The 16,315-nt window shown below is 72.2% G+C and carries 15 protein-coding genes and 1 pseudogene; 6 read left to right on the top strand and 10 right to left on the bottom strand.

The window, feature by feature from the left end; translation table 11 throughout:
- Window positions 1-183: 183 nt before the first annotated feature.
- The gene (locus tag WMF28_RS08250; RefSeq protein ID WP_012234339.1) at window positions 184-690 is read left to right on the top strand and encodes a CarD family transcriptional regulator; all 507 of its coding nucleotides are present in this window, start codon (window positions 184-186) and stop codon (window positions 688-690) included.
- A gap of 154 nt (window positions 691-844) precedes the next feature.
- On the opposite strand, the gene WMF28_RS08245 is transcribed toward WMF28_RS08250, so the two are convergent.
- Window positions 845-1,360: a hypothetical protein gene (locus WMF28_RS08245; RefSeq protein WP_437601558.1), complete on the bottom strand. Its 516-nt coding sequence runs from the start codon at window positions 1,358-1,360 to the stop codon at window positions 845-847.
- A gap of 108 nt (window positions 1,361-1,468) precedes the next feature.
- Entirely contained in the window at window positions 1,469-1,987 is a 519-nt protein-coding gene (locus WMF28_RS08240; RefSeq protein ID WP_437601557.1) for a tRNA (cytidine(34)-2'-O)-methyltransferase, read from the bottom strand.
- A gap of 278 nt (window positions 1,988-2,265) precedes the next feature.
- On the opposite strand from WMF28_RS08240, the gene WMF28_RS08235 reads away from it, so the two are divergent.
- Window positions 2,266-3,330, top strand: a complete 1,065-nt coding sequence (locus WMF28_RS08235) for a hypothetical protein (protein WP_437601556.1) — start codon at window positions 2,266-2,268, stop codon at window positions 3,328-3,330.
- Window positions 3,331-3,442: 112 nt separating this feature from the next.
- Here the strand turns inward: WMF28_RS08235 and WMF28_RS08230 are convergent, their stop codons facing one another.
- The 3 genes from WMF28_RS08230 to WMF28_RS08220 are packed head-to-tail and all read right to left on the bottom strand — an operon-like array spanning window position 3,443 to window position 5,003.
- A complete protein-coding gene (locus tag WMF28_RS08230) occupies window positions 3,443-3,862 on the bottom strand; it encodes a hypothetical protein (protein ID WP_437601555.1) in 420 nt (139 codons plus the stop codon).
- On the bottom strand, window positions 3,859-4,683 hold the full coding sequence (gene rnc / locus WMF28_RS08225; RefSeq protein ID WP_437601554.1) for a ribonuclease III: 825 nt from the start codon (window positions 4,681-4,683) through the stop codon (window positions 3,859-3,861). Before rnc ends, WMF28_RS08230 begins: the two co-directional genes overlap by 4 nt.
- Window positions 4,684-4,709: 26 nt before the next feature.
- Window positions 4,710-5,003 carry a 4a-hydroxytetrahydrobiopterin dehydratase gene (locus tag WMF28_RS08220; RefSeq protein ID WP_437601553.1) on the bottom strand — a complete coding sequence of 98 codons (294 nt, stop codon included), beginning with the start codon at window positions 5,001-5,003 and terminating at the stop codon, window positions 4,710-4,712.
- Window positions 5,004-5,117: 114 nt separating this feature from the next.
- Here WMF28_RS08220 and WMF28_RS08215 point away from each other — a divergent pair, with 114 nt between their 5' ends.
- Together WMF28_RS08215 and WMF28_RS08210 are read left to right on the top strand one after the other, a co-directional pair.
- Window positions 5,118-5,747 carry a hypothetical protein gene (locus WMF28_RS08215; RefSeq protein ID WP_437601552.1) on the top strand — a complete coding sequence of 210 codons (630 nt, stop codon included), beginning with the start codon at window positions 5,118-5,120 and terminating at the stop codon, window positions 5,745-5,747.
- A 227-nt stretch (window positions 5,748-5,974) separates the two neighbouring features.
- Complete coding sequence (locus WMF28_RS08210) at window positions 5,975-6,781, top strand: hypothetical protein (RefSeq protein WP_437601551.1); 807 nt, start codon at window positions 5,975-5,977, stop codon at window positions 6,779-6,781.
- A gap of 69 nt (window positions 6,782-6,850) precedes the next feature.
- On the opposite strand, the gene WMF28_RS08205 is transcribed toward WMF28_RS08210, so the two are convergent.
- The 4 genes from WMF28_RS08205 to WMF28_RS08190 form a co-directional block, all read right to left on the bottom strand.
- Window positions 6,851-7,873 (bottom strand): peptidyl-prolyl cis-trans isomerase, encoded by a 1,023-nt coding sequence (locus WMF28_RS08205; protein WP_437601550.1) that lies wholly within the window; start codon window positions 7,871-7,873, stop codon window positions 6,851-6,853.
- A gap of 33 nt (window positions 7,874-7,906) precedes the next feature.
- On the bottom strand, window positions 7,907-8,440 hold the full coding sequence (locus tag WMF28_RS08200) for a hypothetical protein (protein WP_437601549.1): 534 nt from the start codon (window positions 8,438-8,440) through the stop codon (window positions 7,907-7,909).
- 148 nt (window positions 8,441-8,588) lie between these two features.
- A complete protein-coding gene (locus WMF28_RS08195) occupies window positions 8,589-9,956 on the bottom strand; it encodes a metallopeptidase family protein (protein WP_437601548.1) in 1,368 nt (455 codons plus the stop codon).
- A gap of 88 nt (window positions 9,957-10,044) precedes the next feature.
- Window positions 10,045-11,178, bottom strand: a complete 1,134-nt coding sequence (locus WMF28_RS08190) for a hypothetical protein (protein WP_437601547.1) — start codon at window positions 11,176-11,178, stop codon at window positions 10,045-10,047.
- A gap of 136 nt (window positions 11,179-11,314) precedes the next feature.
- Between WMF28_RS08190 and WMF28_RS08185 the strand changes: the two genes are divergently transcribed.
- Both WMF28_RS08185 and WMF28_RS08180 read left to right on the top strand, forming a co-directional pair.
- On the top strand, window positions 11,315-12,697 hold the full coding sequence (locus tag WMF28_RS08185) for a sigma-54-dependent transcriptional regulator (protein ID WP_437601546.1): 1,383 nt from the start codon (window positions 11,315-11,317) through the stop codon (window positions 12,695-12,697).
- Between the two features lie 45 nt (window positions 12,698-12,742).
- Window positions 12,743-12,874, top strand: a pseudogene (locus WMF28_RS08180) (AAA family ATPase); the annotation flags it as partial.
- 494 nt (window positions 12,875-13,368) lie between these two features.
- Here WMF28_RS08180 and WMF28_RS08175 read toward each other — a convergent pair.
- Window positions 13,369-16,182, bottom strand: coding sequence for a tetratricopeptide repeat protein (locus WMF28_RS08175; RefSeq protein ID WP_437601545.1), 2,814 nt, complete (start codon window positions 16,180-16,182; stop codon window positions 13,369-13,371).
- Window positions 16,183-16,315 lie beyond the last annotated feature (133 nt).

Genomic DNA, 16,315 nt, shown 5'->3' with positions numbered 1-16,315 from the left:
TCTGCTCCTCGCACAGCGGTCTCGAGAGGCGGCTCATGGCTCTTTTCTAGGAATGCGCGACGGTGTGTGTCGGTTCTGCGGGTCCAGGTTCAACCGCATGTTCAACGTACGCGTCCCGAAGAGGATTTCGGGAGGCAGACGAGAAAATAAAGAGACGGCGGGGTGGAAGGCAAAGGAGACGATATGCAGGCTCGTTCGGAGATCCAGTTCAAGGTGGGCGACAAAGCCGTCTACCCGGCCCAAGGCGTTGCCGAGGTGGTCAACATCGAGGAGAAGGATATCGCTGGGAATCGCCAGCGATTCTACGTTCTCCGCATCTTGGACACGGATCGAAAGATCATGGTTCCGGTCAGCAACGCGAGCGCGGTTGGCCTTCGCCAGGTCATCTCTGAGCAGGAAATCCGGGAAATCTTCGACATCCTCCGCGAGCGCACCATCGCGTTCGACAACCAGACCTGGAACCGCCGCTACCGCGGTTTCATGGACAAGATCAAGACGGGCTCGATTTACGACGTCGCCGAGGTGCTCCGCGACCTCTACCGCCTGAAGACGGACAAGCAACTCTCGTTCGGTGAGCGCCGCATGCTCGACACCGCCCGGACGCTGATCGTCAAGGAGATCGCGATCGCCCGGGGCCAGACGGAAGAGCAGGTGAAGACCGAGATCGAGGCGATCTTTCTCGCCAACTGAGGCGTTACCTCATGGCTAGCGGCCCTGCGGCCGCTGCCGATGGAGGCCGGCACTGCCGGCCTCCGGGCTTTTGTGAGCCCGAGATCCCCTCCAGAGGGCTCGGGCTCGGAACGTCGCGCCTCGGTCCGCACCGCTGGTGGCGGAACGGGCGCGCTCAGAGATCGCTGCCTGGCCGCTTCTGGACGGGAGGGAGCGACGGCAGCGCAAGATCGACGCGCCACCCTGCATCCTCGTAGACGCAAGGCACCTGGACGCGCTCGCCTGGGAGCAGGCCGGCGACGTCCACAAGGGCGTGAGCGCCGGCGACCTGGGCGACGTACCGCTGCGGCTCGAAGCGCAGGATGAAGCGGGACGGCGTGATCATCGCCTCGGGCGCGATCGCCTTGCCGGTCGCCGCGCTGTAGCGCTGCGCGCGCGCGGCCAGGTTGTCCCGAGCGCGCCGGGACAGGAGCTCGAAGGCGGCCTTGGCGTCCGCCGGGTCGCCATGCAGCTGCCGCAGGCGCGCGACGAGCTCCCGGACGGCGCCGTCGGGCGTGCCGTTCGGAGGCCGCCTCGTGCATCCGGCGGAGGCGAGCGCCGCGACCGAGAGCGCGACGGCCATGCCGATTCGAACGAAGCGCGCGGCAGCCCGTCCGCCGTCGTGCCGCGCGCGCTGCCGGTGCATGTTCATGTCCCCGTCCCTTAGAACGACGCCCCGTCGCCGTCCACCGCGCGCGGGCGCCGGGATCCACCGCGCGCGGGCGTCACCTCCGGCGCGGCCTCGCCGCGGATCACGCGCTCACCCCGGCGCGGCGCCCGCGAGCGCGCCCGCCTGACGGAGCGCCTCGTAGAGGACAATGGCCACCGCGTTGGCCAAGTTGAGAGAGCGCACGGGGCCCAGCGTGGGGATGCCGAACACGTCGTCGGGCATGCGGGCGAGGAGGTCGGGGTCGAGGCCCACGCTCTCCTTGCCGAAGACGAGGGCGTCGCCCGGCCGGAAGTCCGCGTCGAGGTAGCTCCGTTGCGCCACCGCGCTGAACAGGCGCAGCCGCGCGTTCGGGTGCCGGTGGCGGAAGTGGGCGATGTCAAGGTGCTGCTCGAGCGTGACCAGGTGCCAGTAATCGAGCCCCGCGCGGCGGACGCTCCGCTCGTCGATGCGGAACCCCAGCCTCCCGAGCAGGTGCAAGGGGCTCTGCGTCGCAGCCGAGAGCCGCGCGATGTTGCCTGTGTTCTGCGGGATCTCGGGCTCGACCAGCACGATCCGGAACGGCGGATCGAGCGGCGCCGCGCGGAGCCGGGGGCGACCATCATTGAGCACGTCCTCTCTTTCCGCGACGCGCCCGCGCGCCGCAACCCCCGAGCGAGGGATCGCGCCTGCGACCTGGCTCGCCACCGCCGCCTGATCGGGTGCCGGCCCACGCGGCAGCGCGCAAAACGCGATCGGAACCGGCCGAGGTGCCTCTGTTCGCTTGACGGCTGTACGAGCGGACACGTAGCCTCCCGCCTCGGAGACACGGAATGCGCGCATCGTGCTGGATCGCCTCGGCTATTACCCTCGCAGGGGTCGCGTCGTCCTCGCTGGCGGCCGCAGACTCCATGGACCCGGCGCTCGCGCGGCTCGTGCGCGACCCGGCTCAGGGCGCCGGTGCCGCGGCCGTCCCCTGCCGCCTCGTGGGGCCGGACCATGGCGTCTACTACAACCCCGCGTCGCGCTATCAGCGCTGCCAGACCGACGACGCCGCGTTCGCGAAGCTCATCGCGCAGTACGGCTTCGCGGTGGCGCCGTCGGCGATGCACTCGGCGCGGACCACGGGCTACGGCGGCTTCGAGATCGGCGTCGAGGCCGACTACACAAAGATTGACAGCGACGCGGACTACTGGCGCCGCGGCACGCAGGGACCGCAGGATCCGTCGAGCGGGAACTTCTCGATCGAGAACCGGAGCCCGGACTCCTTCCTGCAGCACTATTCCCTCAAGGTGCGCAAGGGCTTTCCGTTCGGGCTCGAGCTGACCGGCGCGGTCGGATTCCTGGCCAACACAAGCATCGTGAGCGGGGGCGCCGACGTGCGCTGGGCGCTGTTCGAGGGGTTCCGCCGAGGGATCCCCGCGATCTTCCCGGAGTTCGCCGTCGGCGGCAGCGTCCGGACGGTCACCGGGACCGAGGAGTTCCAGCTGACGGTCGCCGGCTTCGACGCGCAGATCTCGAAGCCTCTGCCGATCGGCGGCACGGTGGTCGTCACCCCGTACGCGGGCTACCAGTGGATCCACATCTTCGGCGACTCGGGGCTGATCGATCTCACCCCGAACACCGACGCCGTGAACTACTGCAACTTCCGCGGGCTGAACTCGCCCGCGAACCCCGTGCAGGGACAGGGCGGCGAGACGCTCCCCCACGACGGCCAGCCGGTCTGCGACGGCGGCTCCCAGGCCGACTTCAACAACACCGTCGTGTTCGACGCCGTGCGCATGACGCGCCACCGGCTCCACTTCGGCGCGCAGCTGCGGTTCCAGATGGTCAAGCTCGGCGCGCACTTCATCACCGACATCGTGAGCCCCGAGGACGCGAACCAGGGATCGACCCACGAGATCAACGGCGAGAACAAGTTCGCCGGGCTCGGGTCGCAGTGGACCCTGGCGCTCGATCTCGGCGCCGTGTTCTGAGGCGCGCACCGCCGGGGCGCCTGGCAGGCGCTTCCGGCGCGGCGCCGCTCCTCCGGCGCAGGCCCGCTTCGACCGGCGCGGGCCGAGGGCCCGCGGGCGGAGCTCCGCCGCCTCAGCGCTTCGAGCTCAGATCGGGCAGCGTATAGCCGAGCTCGGCGAGGATCGCCCGGAAGGCTCGGTCCTCGTTCCGCGCCACGGTCAGGTGTTCCATGAACTTCTTGAAGTTGCCCTGAGCGGCCGCGTCGGCGGCGCGCTCGCTGTTCTCGAGCACGAGCAGGAGATGCGGGTGCGCCCTGGAGACGGAGGCAGGGCACTCCATCTTGCTCGCCACCCGGGCGCGCGCGTCGGCGAGCGCGTGCACCACCATGATGAGCTCCTTGTCATGGGTGCGCGGCAACAGCATGTCGCCTTCCCTGCGCGCCTCGGCGAGGAGCAGGCTCGCCCTGTCCAGGTAGCTCCCGGCCCAGGCCGGCAGCGCGACGAAGAGCGCGCAGAGCGCGAAGGCGAAGGCAAGAAACAGGTGACGGATCATCGACTGGGTCCTCGGTCGTTCACGGATTGCTCGGAGGATAGCCCGCCGGCAGGCGGGGCACCCCTGCCCTCGGGCGCGCCTCGCGGCGCCTCGGCGGGCGCCTGTTCATCGGATGCGGTCGCGGGCTCCGGGGCGGCGCACGCCACGAGCGCGGCGCGCGCGGCCGCCTGCTCCGCGAGCTTCTTCGACCGGCCCCGGCCGGTGCCGATGACCCTGCCATCGACCTCCACGGCGACGAGGAACGCGCGGTCATGGTCCGGCCCCTCCGTGCCCATCAGCCGGTAGCGCGGCGACGCCGCGCCGCGCGCCTGCACGCGCTCCTGCAGCTCGCTCTTCGCGTCGCGCCCGAGCATGCTGCCGCTCGCGAGCTGGGCGAGCGGGCTCGCGACGATCTTCCGGCTCAGCGCGCGCGCGCTCTCGAAGCCGCGATCGAGGTACAGGGCCGCGACGAGCGCCTCGGCGGCGTCGGCGAGCACGTTCGTCTGGTCGCGCTCCCCGGCGACCTCAGCGCCGCGTCCGACCCGGAGCGCCGCGCCGAGCTCGATCCCTCGCGCCCACGCCGCGAGCGCGTCCGTGTTGACCAGCGCCGAGCGCATCATCGAGAGCTCCCCCTCCCGCGCGCCAGGAAATCGCTCCATCAGGAGCTCCGTCACGCAGAGCCCGAGCACGGCGTCCCCCAGGAACTCGAGGCGCTGATTGTCCACGCGGCGGCCGCCTCGCTGCTCGTTCGAGAAGCTCGGGTGCGTCAGCGCCTCCTCGAGGTGCGGCAGATCCCCCTCCAGCCCCAGATCCAGACGTTGCAGCAGCTCGCTCGGGAGCATCCCCAGCACCTTGCCCACGCGCGGAGTCAGCCCGCGCTCAGGCGGTCGGTGAGCTCGGCCAGTTCTAGGTCGAGCGCCGTCAGACCGCCAGCGTCATGCGTGGACCACGCGACCCGCACCTTGCCCCACGACAGCTCGATGTCGGGGTGATGGTCGCGCCGCTCGGCCAGGAGGGCGACCCGCATCACGAAGCCCACGCTGGCCCCGTAATCCGGAAACGAGTAACTCCGCTCAATCCGCTCGCCCGCCTGCGCCCAGCCCGGGTGAGCAGCGACGAACCTGGCGATCTCATCGCCCGAGAGCCGATCACGCTTGCCCATGAGGCGCAACTATGAGCTAAGCCCCGCCCCGGTGGAACCCCGGAATGTGGACCCCGCCCCCGCGCGCGCCGCTCGACGCGCCCTCGGCCGCCGTGCGCTATACCTCCCGCCGCGATGACCGGGCTTTACGCCTGCCCCTTCTGCCGGGAGATGTTCGAGGCAAAAGAGGCCCCCACCTGCCCCGCCTGCGGCCTCCGGCTGGAGGCGCTCTCGAAGCTCCCCCCCTCCTACGACGCGCTGCACGAGGAGCCCGACGAGCCGCTCCCGCCGCACATGGAGCCGCTTCCGTGGAGCTACGCCGGGCGCGGCAGGGGGGTCCTGCTCGCGCTCGCCGTCCTCGGCCTCGCGGCGTTCTTCTCGCCGTGGATCCACGAGACGGCCCCGGAGCTCCGCGACCTCAGCGGCTTCGGGCTCGCGCGCAGGCTCGGGTGGATGTGGGCCCCCGCGGTCGCGTTCTTCGTGATGATCCCGCTCGTGCTGACGCGGCGGTCGATCCACAAGATGCGCGGCGCCCGCGTGGCCGTCGCGTTCCTCGCCGCGGTCGCCCTCACCACCGTCGCGATGCGCTTGCTGTCCACGCCGGCCAGCACGCTGCTCCGTCCAGTCCGCTTCACGTGGGGCTACGGGCTCTACGCGACCGGGGCGATCGCGCTCCTCGCGCTGGTGACCGCAGCGCTCTTCGGAGGAAGGATCGACGACCTCCCCACGGGACGGCGGCGACGGGGCGACGAGGTGCTGCACTGAGCTCGCAGAGCGCGCAGCGCGCGTGAACCATGGCCGACCTCCGGCGTCGCGCCGCTCTCCGCTCCGAGCGCGGCGCCGATCCCGATCCGCGAGTCACGCGCGGGCAGGCATGCAGCCAGGCAAGCCGCCAGGAAGAGCGTGCTCAGGGGGCATCTCGGGTCGACAGGCCAGCTCGTGCGACGTAACCTTGGTGGGAGTGGCCTCTGTCCGCTCCTCGAAGGTGCGCAATGGCCAAGAGATCTGCCAGCGTACGCCGTGAGCTCGCGCGGGACGACGAGGTGTTCGACGTCCCCGCAGCGGTGCTCTGCGCGTGCTGCGGCCAGCCCGATTGCGCCGGTTGCTCCGCTGCGAGCGACGAGGGCTCGGGGGTCGTCGCGATCATCCCCTGGGAGCGCCCGATCGACGGGGTCTGGTCGCGGCTCTGGGCCACCTCGAAGGCGACCACGCTGGGGGCCGAGACGTTCTTCGCGGCGATCCCCGACGGCGCGATCTCGGCGGCCATGCGGTTCGCCCTGCTGGCGGAGACGCTCGCGATCCTCTCGATGATCGTCGCGCTCCTGCCCATCGCCGCGCTGGCGCTGCCGGGCCTGACGCTGGAGCTCGCCCGGAACCCGGCCGCGCGCGCGAGCGCCCTCCAGTGGCTCGCGCTCGGCGTCCCGGGCCTCACCGTGTGGATGGTGCTCGCGCACGCCTTGCACGGAGCCGCGCTCGACCTCGGCGCGCGCCGCCAAGGCGCGCGGTCAGAGCGACGGCGCGCGCTCCGCTTCGGGCTCTACGCGTGCGGCTGGGACCTCATGGCCGGCCCGCTCGGCGCGCTGGTCATGCTCGTCACCGGCGGCGTCAAGGGCGCCGAGCAGGCCCTGTCGGCCTCGCTCCGGGTGCCGGGCAAGGCCTCCACAGCGCTGCTCCTCGGCGTCTATGCGCTCCACCCCGGCGCGGCAGAGCGCGCTCGACGCGCCGGAAGCATCGCCGCGCTCGCGCTCACCATCGCCTCCGGCTTCGCCGCCATCGCGCTCGCCGTCGCCTTGAACTGACGCTCACCCCGCGATCGACGGCGGTGATCCGGGGGCGTCGACTCCGCCCTCCATGCGAGGTCGCCGTCCTCAGCGCATGTCGTTGCGCGGCACGGGCGAAGGCGGGGGCGCGCCCGGGCGGCGGCTGCTCGCGAGGGTGCCCGGGCGCTTCAGCGGCTGCAGATCGCCCGTCGAGGTGACGTCGATGAGGTCGACGAGCTCGGGCGCGTGACCCGATACGTCCTGCGCCCGCAGGCGCTCGAGGAGCTGCTTCACCTGCGCCTCTGCCTTGCCGTGCGCGAGGATCTGGCGGATTGACGGCGCCTCCTGCTCCAGCGAGCGGCTCACAGGCCTCCTGCTCTGCCGCCGCCACAGCACGGCGAATCGATCGCCCTCCGGCACCGGCTCGGGCACGAGCTCCGCGTCCTTCACCCGGGCGACGGCCTCCAGGAGCCCCGGGGCGACCTTGAGCCCCGGCTCTGTCGTGGTGCCGTCGGACGTCACGAAGCCGAGGTCGCCGCCGCGCATGCTGGTCGCCTTGTCGAGCGACCTCTCGCGCGCGATGTCCTTGAACCGCTGGGGCGACGGGTCGTTCTTGAGCTCGGCCAGGATCGCCTCGGCCTCCTCGCGCGTCGCGACGAGGATGCGCCAGAGCGCCACCATCGCCGGGGAGCTGAACTTGTCGCGGTGGGCCTCGTAGTAGGCGCGGATCTCCTCGTCCGTCACCGGGGAGCTCGAGGCCGCCTCCGCCTGGATCCGCTGCAGCAGCGCGGCGCGCAGGACGCCGCGGATGCGATCCTGCACGTCAGCGCGCTCGGTGAGCTTCTGCGCGGCGGCCCCCTGGGCGAGGAGCAGCTCGCGCGCGAGGACCTGGCTCACGAAGTTCTTCCGGATCTCTTCCGGGGTACGCCCGAGGCTCTGGAGCTGAAACGGCGGGATCTGCGCGATCCTGCGCTCGACCTCCGGCGCCGTGATCACCCTGTCGCCGACGCGCGCCACCACCGCGTCGGCCGCTGGCTGGGCCTGCGCGCGGAGCGACAGGCCGGTCGACGCCGCGCACACGGCCGCCACGGCGGCCGCGGCGAGGGAGAGCTTCACCGTTCTCGCGCGCATCGGAGCGGGTTATCCCCGCGCCGGCGGGCAGGGTCAAGCCACGCCGCGGCGCGCTGTCTCGACGGACACGCCGCGCTCGTCTCCGCGCTCGCCGCTCCGCAGCACCCCTGCCTTCCGCAGGGCGTGCGCGTCGAGCCCGACGAACCGGTACACGTCCGCGGAGAAACCGTAGGCGCGGTGGAGGTGCCGCAGGCCCTCGACGAGCTCGGCGGTCACCTCGACCGGGGGCGGCGGCGGGTATGCCTTGCGGATCGAGGCGAGCGGCTCGCCCAGCTCGAGGAGCTCCTCGACCCGCGACAGCACGTCGATCGGCTTGAGCGCCCGCTTGCCGCGGCGCGCGACGCCCTCGGCCAGCTCCGCGAGCAGGCGCCGGCGCCGGCGCTCGGTGCGGCCGTCCCCGGCGCGTCCGCCGCCGCCCAGGAGCAGCTCGTTGAACCGGCGCGCAGCACGGCGCTTCTCGACCGCATCCGGGCTTCCCCGGCGGTTCTGCACATCGCCGTCCCGCTTGGCTGGGCGGGGCGCTTTGGTGGACCCGGCCCTGACGGCCGGCGAGCTCTTCGTCTTCACGATCCTCGGCAGGAGCACAGCGGCGCGCGAGGAGCCGGTATTCCCCGGCACATCTTCGTGCTGCTCCCGCAGTATAAGCAGCTCATCCCTCCGCCTCGAAGAAAGCGGCGAGCGCACGGCCGCGCTCGCGCCGCGCGGAGCGGGAGCGTCAGCCTCCGCCCCCACACCACGCGAGGGCCGTTCCAACGGCGGCGATCAACCAGGCCGGCCACGTCGCGCGCGCGAAGCCGGCGAGGTCCGACAGGACGCCGCGCCGCGCGCGCCGCGCGGCCTCGGCGTGGCCGATCCGGCGCAGCTGCTCGCGCTCGATCTGCGCATGCTCCTCGTCGTCCACCGGATCGCTGCCGGCCAGGTGGTGCAGGTGGTGGATCACCTCGTGATCGATCGTCTCGGTGATCTCGGCGTCGACGTCGAACCCGGGGTCCTCGCGGGCCTCCGCTCGAAACGTCCGGTAGAAGATCCGGATCTCCGGAGGGCGGGCGATCCCGAGCTCGTCCGCGGGCGTCCCGGGCGTGTAGCAGCCGAGCAGCGGCTCGCCTCCGTCGTCGCAGGCCGGCACCCCCGCGTCGATGAAGAGATCGATGTTCCGCACGCCGCGGGCCTCGTAGATGCGCTCGGCCGCCGCGCGAACGCGCGCCTCGAAGGCGTCGAGATCCGGGAAGTCGCCCGCGCTCCCCGCCGCGGCGCCGGGCTCCGCGGGATCATCCGCGCCTGCGTCGGGCGCGCGGAGCGGCGCGCGCGCGAGCTCGCGCTCGAGAGGCACATCGAGATCGTTGCGGGCGCCGCAGCCCTGGCAGCGGTGGACCGCGACGAGCCGCGCGGGGTAGCGCGCCTCGTGGTAGAGGTCGACGATCGCCGCCCACACCTCGTCCGGAGCCATGACGAGCGCGTCGGCGATCACCGGGGCGCGCCGCTCACGGCCGAGCGCCGCGATCCCCATGGCCACGACAACCGACGGCGTGATGCGGAGCGCGCCCTCGCCGGACAGGCGCAGCAGCGGCATCGCCTCCTCGACGGTCCGCTCGGCGAACCGCACGCCGCGGCAGACGGCGCGACCCACGCGCAGCGCCGGGATCGGGTGCACCACGTCGAAACCGAACGGGCGATCGAGCTCAGGATCGTCGAGCTCGCCGTCGGTGAACGGCCCGATCTCGATCAGGCTCGACGGGGCGACCTCGAACGGGGCGCCGCAGTTCTCGCAGGTGTACGCGCCCGGCTCCTCGGGGACGACGCCGGCCGACGCGAGGAGCGCGCGCAGGACATGGGCGTCGGCGAGCGGGAGGCCGAGCGGATCCAGCGGCGCGCCGCGCGCGTCGGCCAGGACCGACGGGCCCGCGAGGACCTGCACGTCGCGCGCGCACCTGCCGACGAAGGAACGCTCGTCGCCGCCGCGTCCTCCGGGCGCGCCGAAGACGGTCTCGGCCTGGGCGCGCGCGGCGGCGTCCGACAGGCGCGCCACGGTGCCGGACGGGAGGTGAACCTGAGCGGGGAGCTGGTGTTGCGCGGACCTCGGCATCGCTCGGCGGCCTATAAAGAAGCGCGAGCGCGCCTTCCAGTACGGCGCGGCCTCGTCTGGCCTTGTGCTCCGCCGCGGGCAGCCGTCGTCAGGGGTCCTCGGTTGCCGGCGAGCCGCCGGGGGCGCCCTCGTCGGTCGGAGCGGGCGAGCCCCACGCTTCGCGACCCCTGTCGGCGCCGGAGGGCTCGCGCGCCGCGCGGCCGCCGTCGATCCCGGCGGTGCTGGCGAGCTCGGCAGCGACCGCGGCGGAGAGCGAGCCTCCGCTGAGCGGAGACGCTCTCGCGACGACGGACACGGGCGACGGCTCCGACGGCGAGCGATCGCGGCGGCGACCTCGACCGAGCACCGGCGCACGCTCGCCGTCGCCGGCCGGATCCGGGGCGGCGGCGCCCACGCGATGCACGGTGGCGCGGAGCTGCATGCGCCCGAGCGACAGGCTCGCCGCGCTGGCGGGCGGCACGCTCGACGAGGGCTCCGCGCTCACCGGGATGCCCTTCCCGAAATCGAGATAACGGGTGATGGCCAGGGCGTAGATGAGCTTGCGCACGGTCGGCTCCGGCGCGACCCCGGACCGGACGAGCGCGGCGAGCGAGGGCGTGGCGCTGCTCTGGAGCACGTCGAGCACGGCGAGCTCGCTCTCGCCGAAACCGAAGCGGACCGGCTCGAGGGCGGGGTGCAGACGGAGGGGCACCGATCCGATCCGCTCCAGGGTCCGCTCCAGCCGCGTCGAGCGCTCGCCGTGGTCGCGCAGCCCCGCCCAGACGAGCGCGAGCGGATCGACCTTCGCCGGATCGCCCCCCCAGTCGGCGAGCACGTCGAGGCCGTCGAAGTAGCGGTACCTTGTCTCCGGCGGCAGGTCGAACAGACGCACCATCCGCCGCACGAACTGGACCTGGGCGAGCCAGTCGATGGTCGGGGCGTCGAGGCACCCCGACAGCAGCAGCACGTCGCCCAGGAGGCCCCTTGTCGCGAGCGCGTCCCTCAGGATCTCCGCGGAGATCACCCCCTCCTCGAGCAGGATCTCTCCGAGCGGGGCGTAGCCGTCGCTCGGACGGATCTTGACCGGGGACCCCCGGACGATCCGCAGGGTGTGCTCGGCGCCCGTGGGCTCCAGCAGGATGAGCGCGCCGGTCAGCCGATGGTCGACGGCGTAGACGAAGAGGTGAGCGAACGGCGTCCGCTCCAGATCTCCTTCCGCCGTCACGGAACCGTCGGCAGGCATTCTATGCCAAGGTACCATAGCGCACGCGCGCCGGAGCCCCTTTCTCCACGCCGGACGGCGGGAGGCGCGGCGGGCGTCGGCCGCGGCGGGCGTCGGCGGGCGTCGGCCGCGGCGGTTCCGCGCTACGGTGGCGAGCATGCCGCGCGGACATGTCCTGGTGCTCGACGACGAGCGAGCGATCTTGACGACACTCCAGAAGGCCCTGTCGCTCGAGGGCTACACGGTCGACGTCGCCGGCGGCGTCGGGGTGGCCGAGGAGAAGCTCGCGAAGCGGAGCTACGACATCGCGCTCTTCGACGTCTCGCTGCCCGACGGCGACGGCGTGGAGCTGCTCAAGCGGATACGCGCTGCGGGGTCGGAGCTGCCGGTCGTGATGATGAGCGGCCACGCGACCGTCGACGCCGCCGTCCGCGCGACGCGGCTCGGCGCGATCGACTTCCTGGAGAAGCCGCTGTCGACCGATCGGCTGCTGCTCGTGCTCGAGAACACCCTGCGCCTCATCCGCGCCGAGGCCGAGGCGAAGGCGCTCCGGACGCAGACCGGCCAGGTGGGCGAGCTCATCGGGGAGAGCCGGGCGATGCTCGATCTGCGCGAGCAGATCGCGCGCGCGGCGAGGGCGACCGCGACGGTGTTCGTGACGGGCGAGCGCGGCACCGGGAAGGAGCTCGTCGCGCGCGCGATCCACGGCGCGTCGAAGCGGGCGCGCGGGCCGCTGGAGAAGATGAACTGCGCCGCGGTCCCGAGCGAGCTCATCGAGAGCGAGATGTTCGGCCACGAGGCGGGGGCGTTCACGGGCGCGACGAAGCAGCGACGAGGGAAGTTCGAGCGCGCGAGCGGCGGGACGCTGTTCCTCGACGAGGTCGGGGACATGCCGCTCGCGATGCAGGCGAAGCTGCTCAGGGTGCTGCAGGAGCGCGAGATCGAGCGCGTGGGCGGGAACGAGACGATCAAGGTCGACGTGCGCGTGGTGGCGGCGACGAACCGCGACATCGAGGCCGCGTGCCGCGAGGGGCAGTTCCGGCCGGACCTCCACGACCGGCTGAACGTGCTGCCGCTGTCGCTGCCGCCGCTCCGGGCGCGGCGCGACGACGTGCCGCAGCTCGCGCGGCATTTCCTCGCGATCGCGACGCAGGCGAACGATCGGCCCGGGATGGCGTTCACGGAGGGCGGGATGAGGATGCTCGTCGCCTACAGCTTCCCGGGGAACGTGCGGGAGCTGCGCAACATCATCGAGCGGCTGGTGATCCTGACGCCCGATGAGACGATCGACGAGGGCGACGTGAAGGTCTGCCTCGGAGGGCAGCAGGCCGCGATGAAGGGCGGGATCTTCCGGCCGGGGGTGCCGTTCCGGGTGCTCGCGGAGGAGGCGGAGCGGACCATCCTGGAGGAGGCGCTCGTCCATCACGGAGGGCAGATGGCCGCGACGGCGCGGGGGCTCGGGCTCGAGCGGAGCCACCTCTACAAGAAGTGCAAGGCGCTCGGGTTGCGCGGGGACAAGGCAGAGGCCGAGGACGAGTAGCCGGGGGCCGCCGCGTTCGAGCTTGACGGCGCAGACGTGGCCATGCGCGAGCTCCCCTGGGCGAAGCGTGGCGATGCGATCGGGTGGCTCACGTCCCCGGTGTTCGGCCTGGAGCAGGCGCGGTCGATCGAGGCGGAGCGCGCCATCGAGGCCGCCGAGGCGCTGATGCGCGGCGAGACCGGCGCGCTAGGCGCCCCTCATCGCGCGCGCGGTGCGGAAGCAGCGGGAGCAAGCAGCCGCCGAGCCGGTGGCTAACGACGGAGCCCCGCGCTCCACGCACGCCGGAACCTCGAGCTCATGACTGCTGCTGCGCCATAGGACCGCTTCCGGTTCCTCGGGGGTTCCCAGCTGCCTCTCCCGAACCGTTTCCGGTTCCTCGGGGGCTCCCAGCTGCCTCTCCCGAACCGTTTCCGGTTCCTCGGGGGCTCCCAGCTGCCTCCCCCGAACCGTTTCCGGTTCCTCGAGGGCTCCCAGCTGCCTCCCCCGAACCGTTTCCGGTTCCTCGAGGGCTCCCAGCTGCCTCCCCCGAACCGTTTCCGGTTCCTCGGGGGCTCCCAGCTGCCTCCCCCAGGCCGTTTCCGGTTCCTCGAGGGCTCCCAGCTGCCTCCCCCGAACCGTTTCCGGTCCGCCCCCCAGGTCTCAACGGCGCGACGGCCGCGCTGTCGATCACCTCAATCCGGCATCGCCCGCGGCGCAGGCGGCGACGCGCCCCTCATCGCCTTCTGGTACTCCAGCGCCTGCTTCGCGTAGTCGTCCCGCTTCATCTTCGCGTACGCCTTGGCGAGCTCCCCGTAGATCTCGGCCGCGTCCCCGGCCTTCGGCCCGGACAGGAGCGCGCTGTTCAGCTCGTAGACCGCCGATACATGCCGCCCCGTGCGCGCCAGCGCTCGCGCATAGAGCCGGTGGATCTCCGGGTTCGCCACGTCGACGTAGATCGCGCTCTCGCCGACCTTGCGCGCCTCCTCCCACGCGCCGCGCTCCACGAGCAGCCGGAGGAGCCGACGCCAGACCCGGCGATCGTGCTGGTCGAGGAGCGCGAGCCGGCGCAGCGCCGAGAGCTCGCCCGCCGCGTCCTTCTGCCGGCGCGCGAGGTCGCAGAGGCCCTGCAGCGGCTCGGCCTGCGTGGGATCCAGGCGCGACGCCGCCTCGAGGTTCGCCTTCATCCTCGCCGCGTCCTTCTTCAGCTCGGCGAGATCGGCCAGCTTCATCCGCACGACGTAGCCGTCGTGGCCGTCGGCGATCATCTTGCCCAGCAGCCTCGCCGCCTCGTCGGGCTTCTTCTCGGCGAACGCCGCGCGCACCTTGAGGTAGCTCGCGTCGGGCTGCTTCGGATCCACCCGGAGCGCCTCGGCGAGCACCGCCTCCGCCTCCTGTCGCTGCCCGTCCTTCTCCAGCGCCAGCGCGAGCTCGACGAGCCGCCTCGCGTCCTTCGGCGCGCGCGCCGCTGCCTTGCGCGCCTCGTCGAGCGGCGGCGCCTGCAGGTCGGGGACGTACTGCTTCTCGTAGCGCTCGAGGCGGGGCTTCAGCCACGCGCGGAAGCGCCGATCCAGCTCGTCGTGGCCGATGCCGAGCGACTCCTTCACGACGTCCGGCGTCCGCTTGCCCGCGGCCCACCGGGGCAGCATCGACACGACCTTCGGGAAGCCGAACTCCTCGACCATGAAGACAACGATCTGGCTCGCCGCGAAGTAGGCCATCGTCACGTCCTCGATGTCGTCGACGTGCGTGAAGGCCCGGTTGAACCCCTCGACCCCCGGGATCCTCCCGCCCTTCAGGGCGGCGAACAGCGCCGGATCCTCCTCGCGGTGCCACTCCGGCCGCCGCACGATCGTCTCGTACTCGCTGAGCCCCTCGGTGAACCAGCGCGGGACGTGGTTCTTCGAGAGCTGGATCGCGAAGACGTGCCCGAGCTCGTGCCACAGCACGTTCCCCCAGTTGAACTCCGCCGCCGCCGGGCTCAGCGCGGCGAGCGTCTGGCCGAAGCAGACGCCCTGGATGCCCACGTTGGGCAGGCCGCTCGTCCTGACGCTGAAGTTCTCCGTCGACGCGTAGAGCTCGATCGAGACCGGCACCTTCGGCGTGAAGCCGTAGCGCTTCACCATCGAGCCCCAGGCCTCCTCGAGCATCCGCGGCACGTACCGCTCCAGGATCGCCCGCTCTTGCTTGTGGTAGCGGACGCGGAACGTCTGTCCCTCCACGGTCACGTACTGGGTGGCGATGTCCTTCTCGAAGAGGTTCAGCGTGTTGAAGACCCGCACGTTGAAGCGATCCTTGTCCCACGCCTTCTGGAGCGCCTGCAGGCCGCTCTTCTCGTCGCCGGCGCGGATCAGGTTCAGCCCGAGCGTGGCGTACGCCTTCGCGTCGTTCGGATCGACCTGCGCCGCCTCCCCCATCATCTTGACGATGTCGTCGTAGCGGTGCTCCCACTCCGCGAACTCGCCGACGATCTGGAAGAACCGCGAGAACTCCGGGTTCAGGCCGAGCACCTTCGCCTTGAGGGCCTCGAAGCCGACCGCGTCGTCGGCGAGGAAGCGGCCCGCCGCCTTGATCGAGAGCAGCTCCAGGTCGCTCGGGTTCACCTTGAGCCCGCGGTCCGCGGCGGCGTCCGCGGCGGCGATGTCCATGTCGCGAAGCGCGAGCCCGGCGCGCACGAAATAGGCCTGCGCGAGGTTCGGGTTCACCGAGAGCGCCTGCGCGATCTCGCTGTCGGCGCCGCCGAAGTCCAGCGCGCTGTCGAGCTTGACCCGCGCCATCGCGACGCGGGCCACCGGGTCCTTCGGGGCGAGCTTGAGCGCCTCCTTCAGCACCTGCCCGGCGTGGCCGGGGTCGTACTTGTCGAGGAACAGCTCGGCCCGCCAGAGCAACGTCTCGACCCGCTGCTTGCCCCCGACCTTCTCGGCCGCGTTGAACGCGTCGTTCGCGTCGCGCGCGCTCCGGAGCAGGTGCGCCGCGCGCCCGACCAGGGACAGCCCCTCCGCGTCGTCCGCGGTGATCTTGTCGTCGTTGTAGTCGTCGATGATCGTCATCAGCGGCGCGCGCGCCTCGCCGCGCTTGCCCGACCGGATCAGGAGCTCGCCGAGCAGGAGCCGCGCGCGGCGGGCCTCGTCCTCCCGCTCGACCTCGCGCGCCGCCGCGATCGCCTCGGCCATCTTCCCGCGGCGCGCGAGCGCCTCGGCCCGGAGCGGCGCGGCGGCGATCTTCGCCTCCTTGCCGAGCGCGGCGGCCGCCTTCGCCGTCCTCGCCGCGTCGTCGTAGCGGCCGGTGAGCAGCTCGATCCGCGCCCTCATGAGCAGCGCCCCGGCGCGCTCCGCCCCGCCCTGGAGGGCGAGGACGACCTTCTCGGCGCCCGCGTGGTCGCCTTGCGCGAGGAGCGCCTCCGCGCGCGCGAGCGAGGAAGGCGGCTCGGCGGACGCAGGAGCCTGGGCCGCGCAGGCGGCGGCGACGAGGAGAGCGGCGAGAGAGCGGCGGATCGAGTGGCTTCGCATGGGACCCCGTGCACAACCGTGCGCCATCGTTCGCAGTCGTGTGAAACCGTACGTAACCGTGTGGGTTCACTCAGGATTTGCTGCTGGAAAGGCGGCGCCCGGTCGAGCCGGGCAAGGCCATCCTAGCCGAGAG

Origin of the sequence: Sorangium sp. So ce590 (genome assembly GCF_051521365.1) — a bacterium.
Classification (GTDB): Bacteria; Myxococcota_A; Polyangia; order Polyangiales; family Polyangiaceae; genus Sorangium.
The sequence above is the reverse complement of the archived record's forward strand: the minus strand, read 5'-3'. Positions and strand labels throughout refer to the sequence as shown.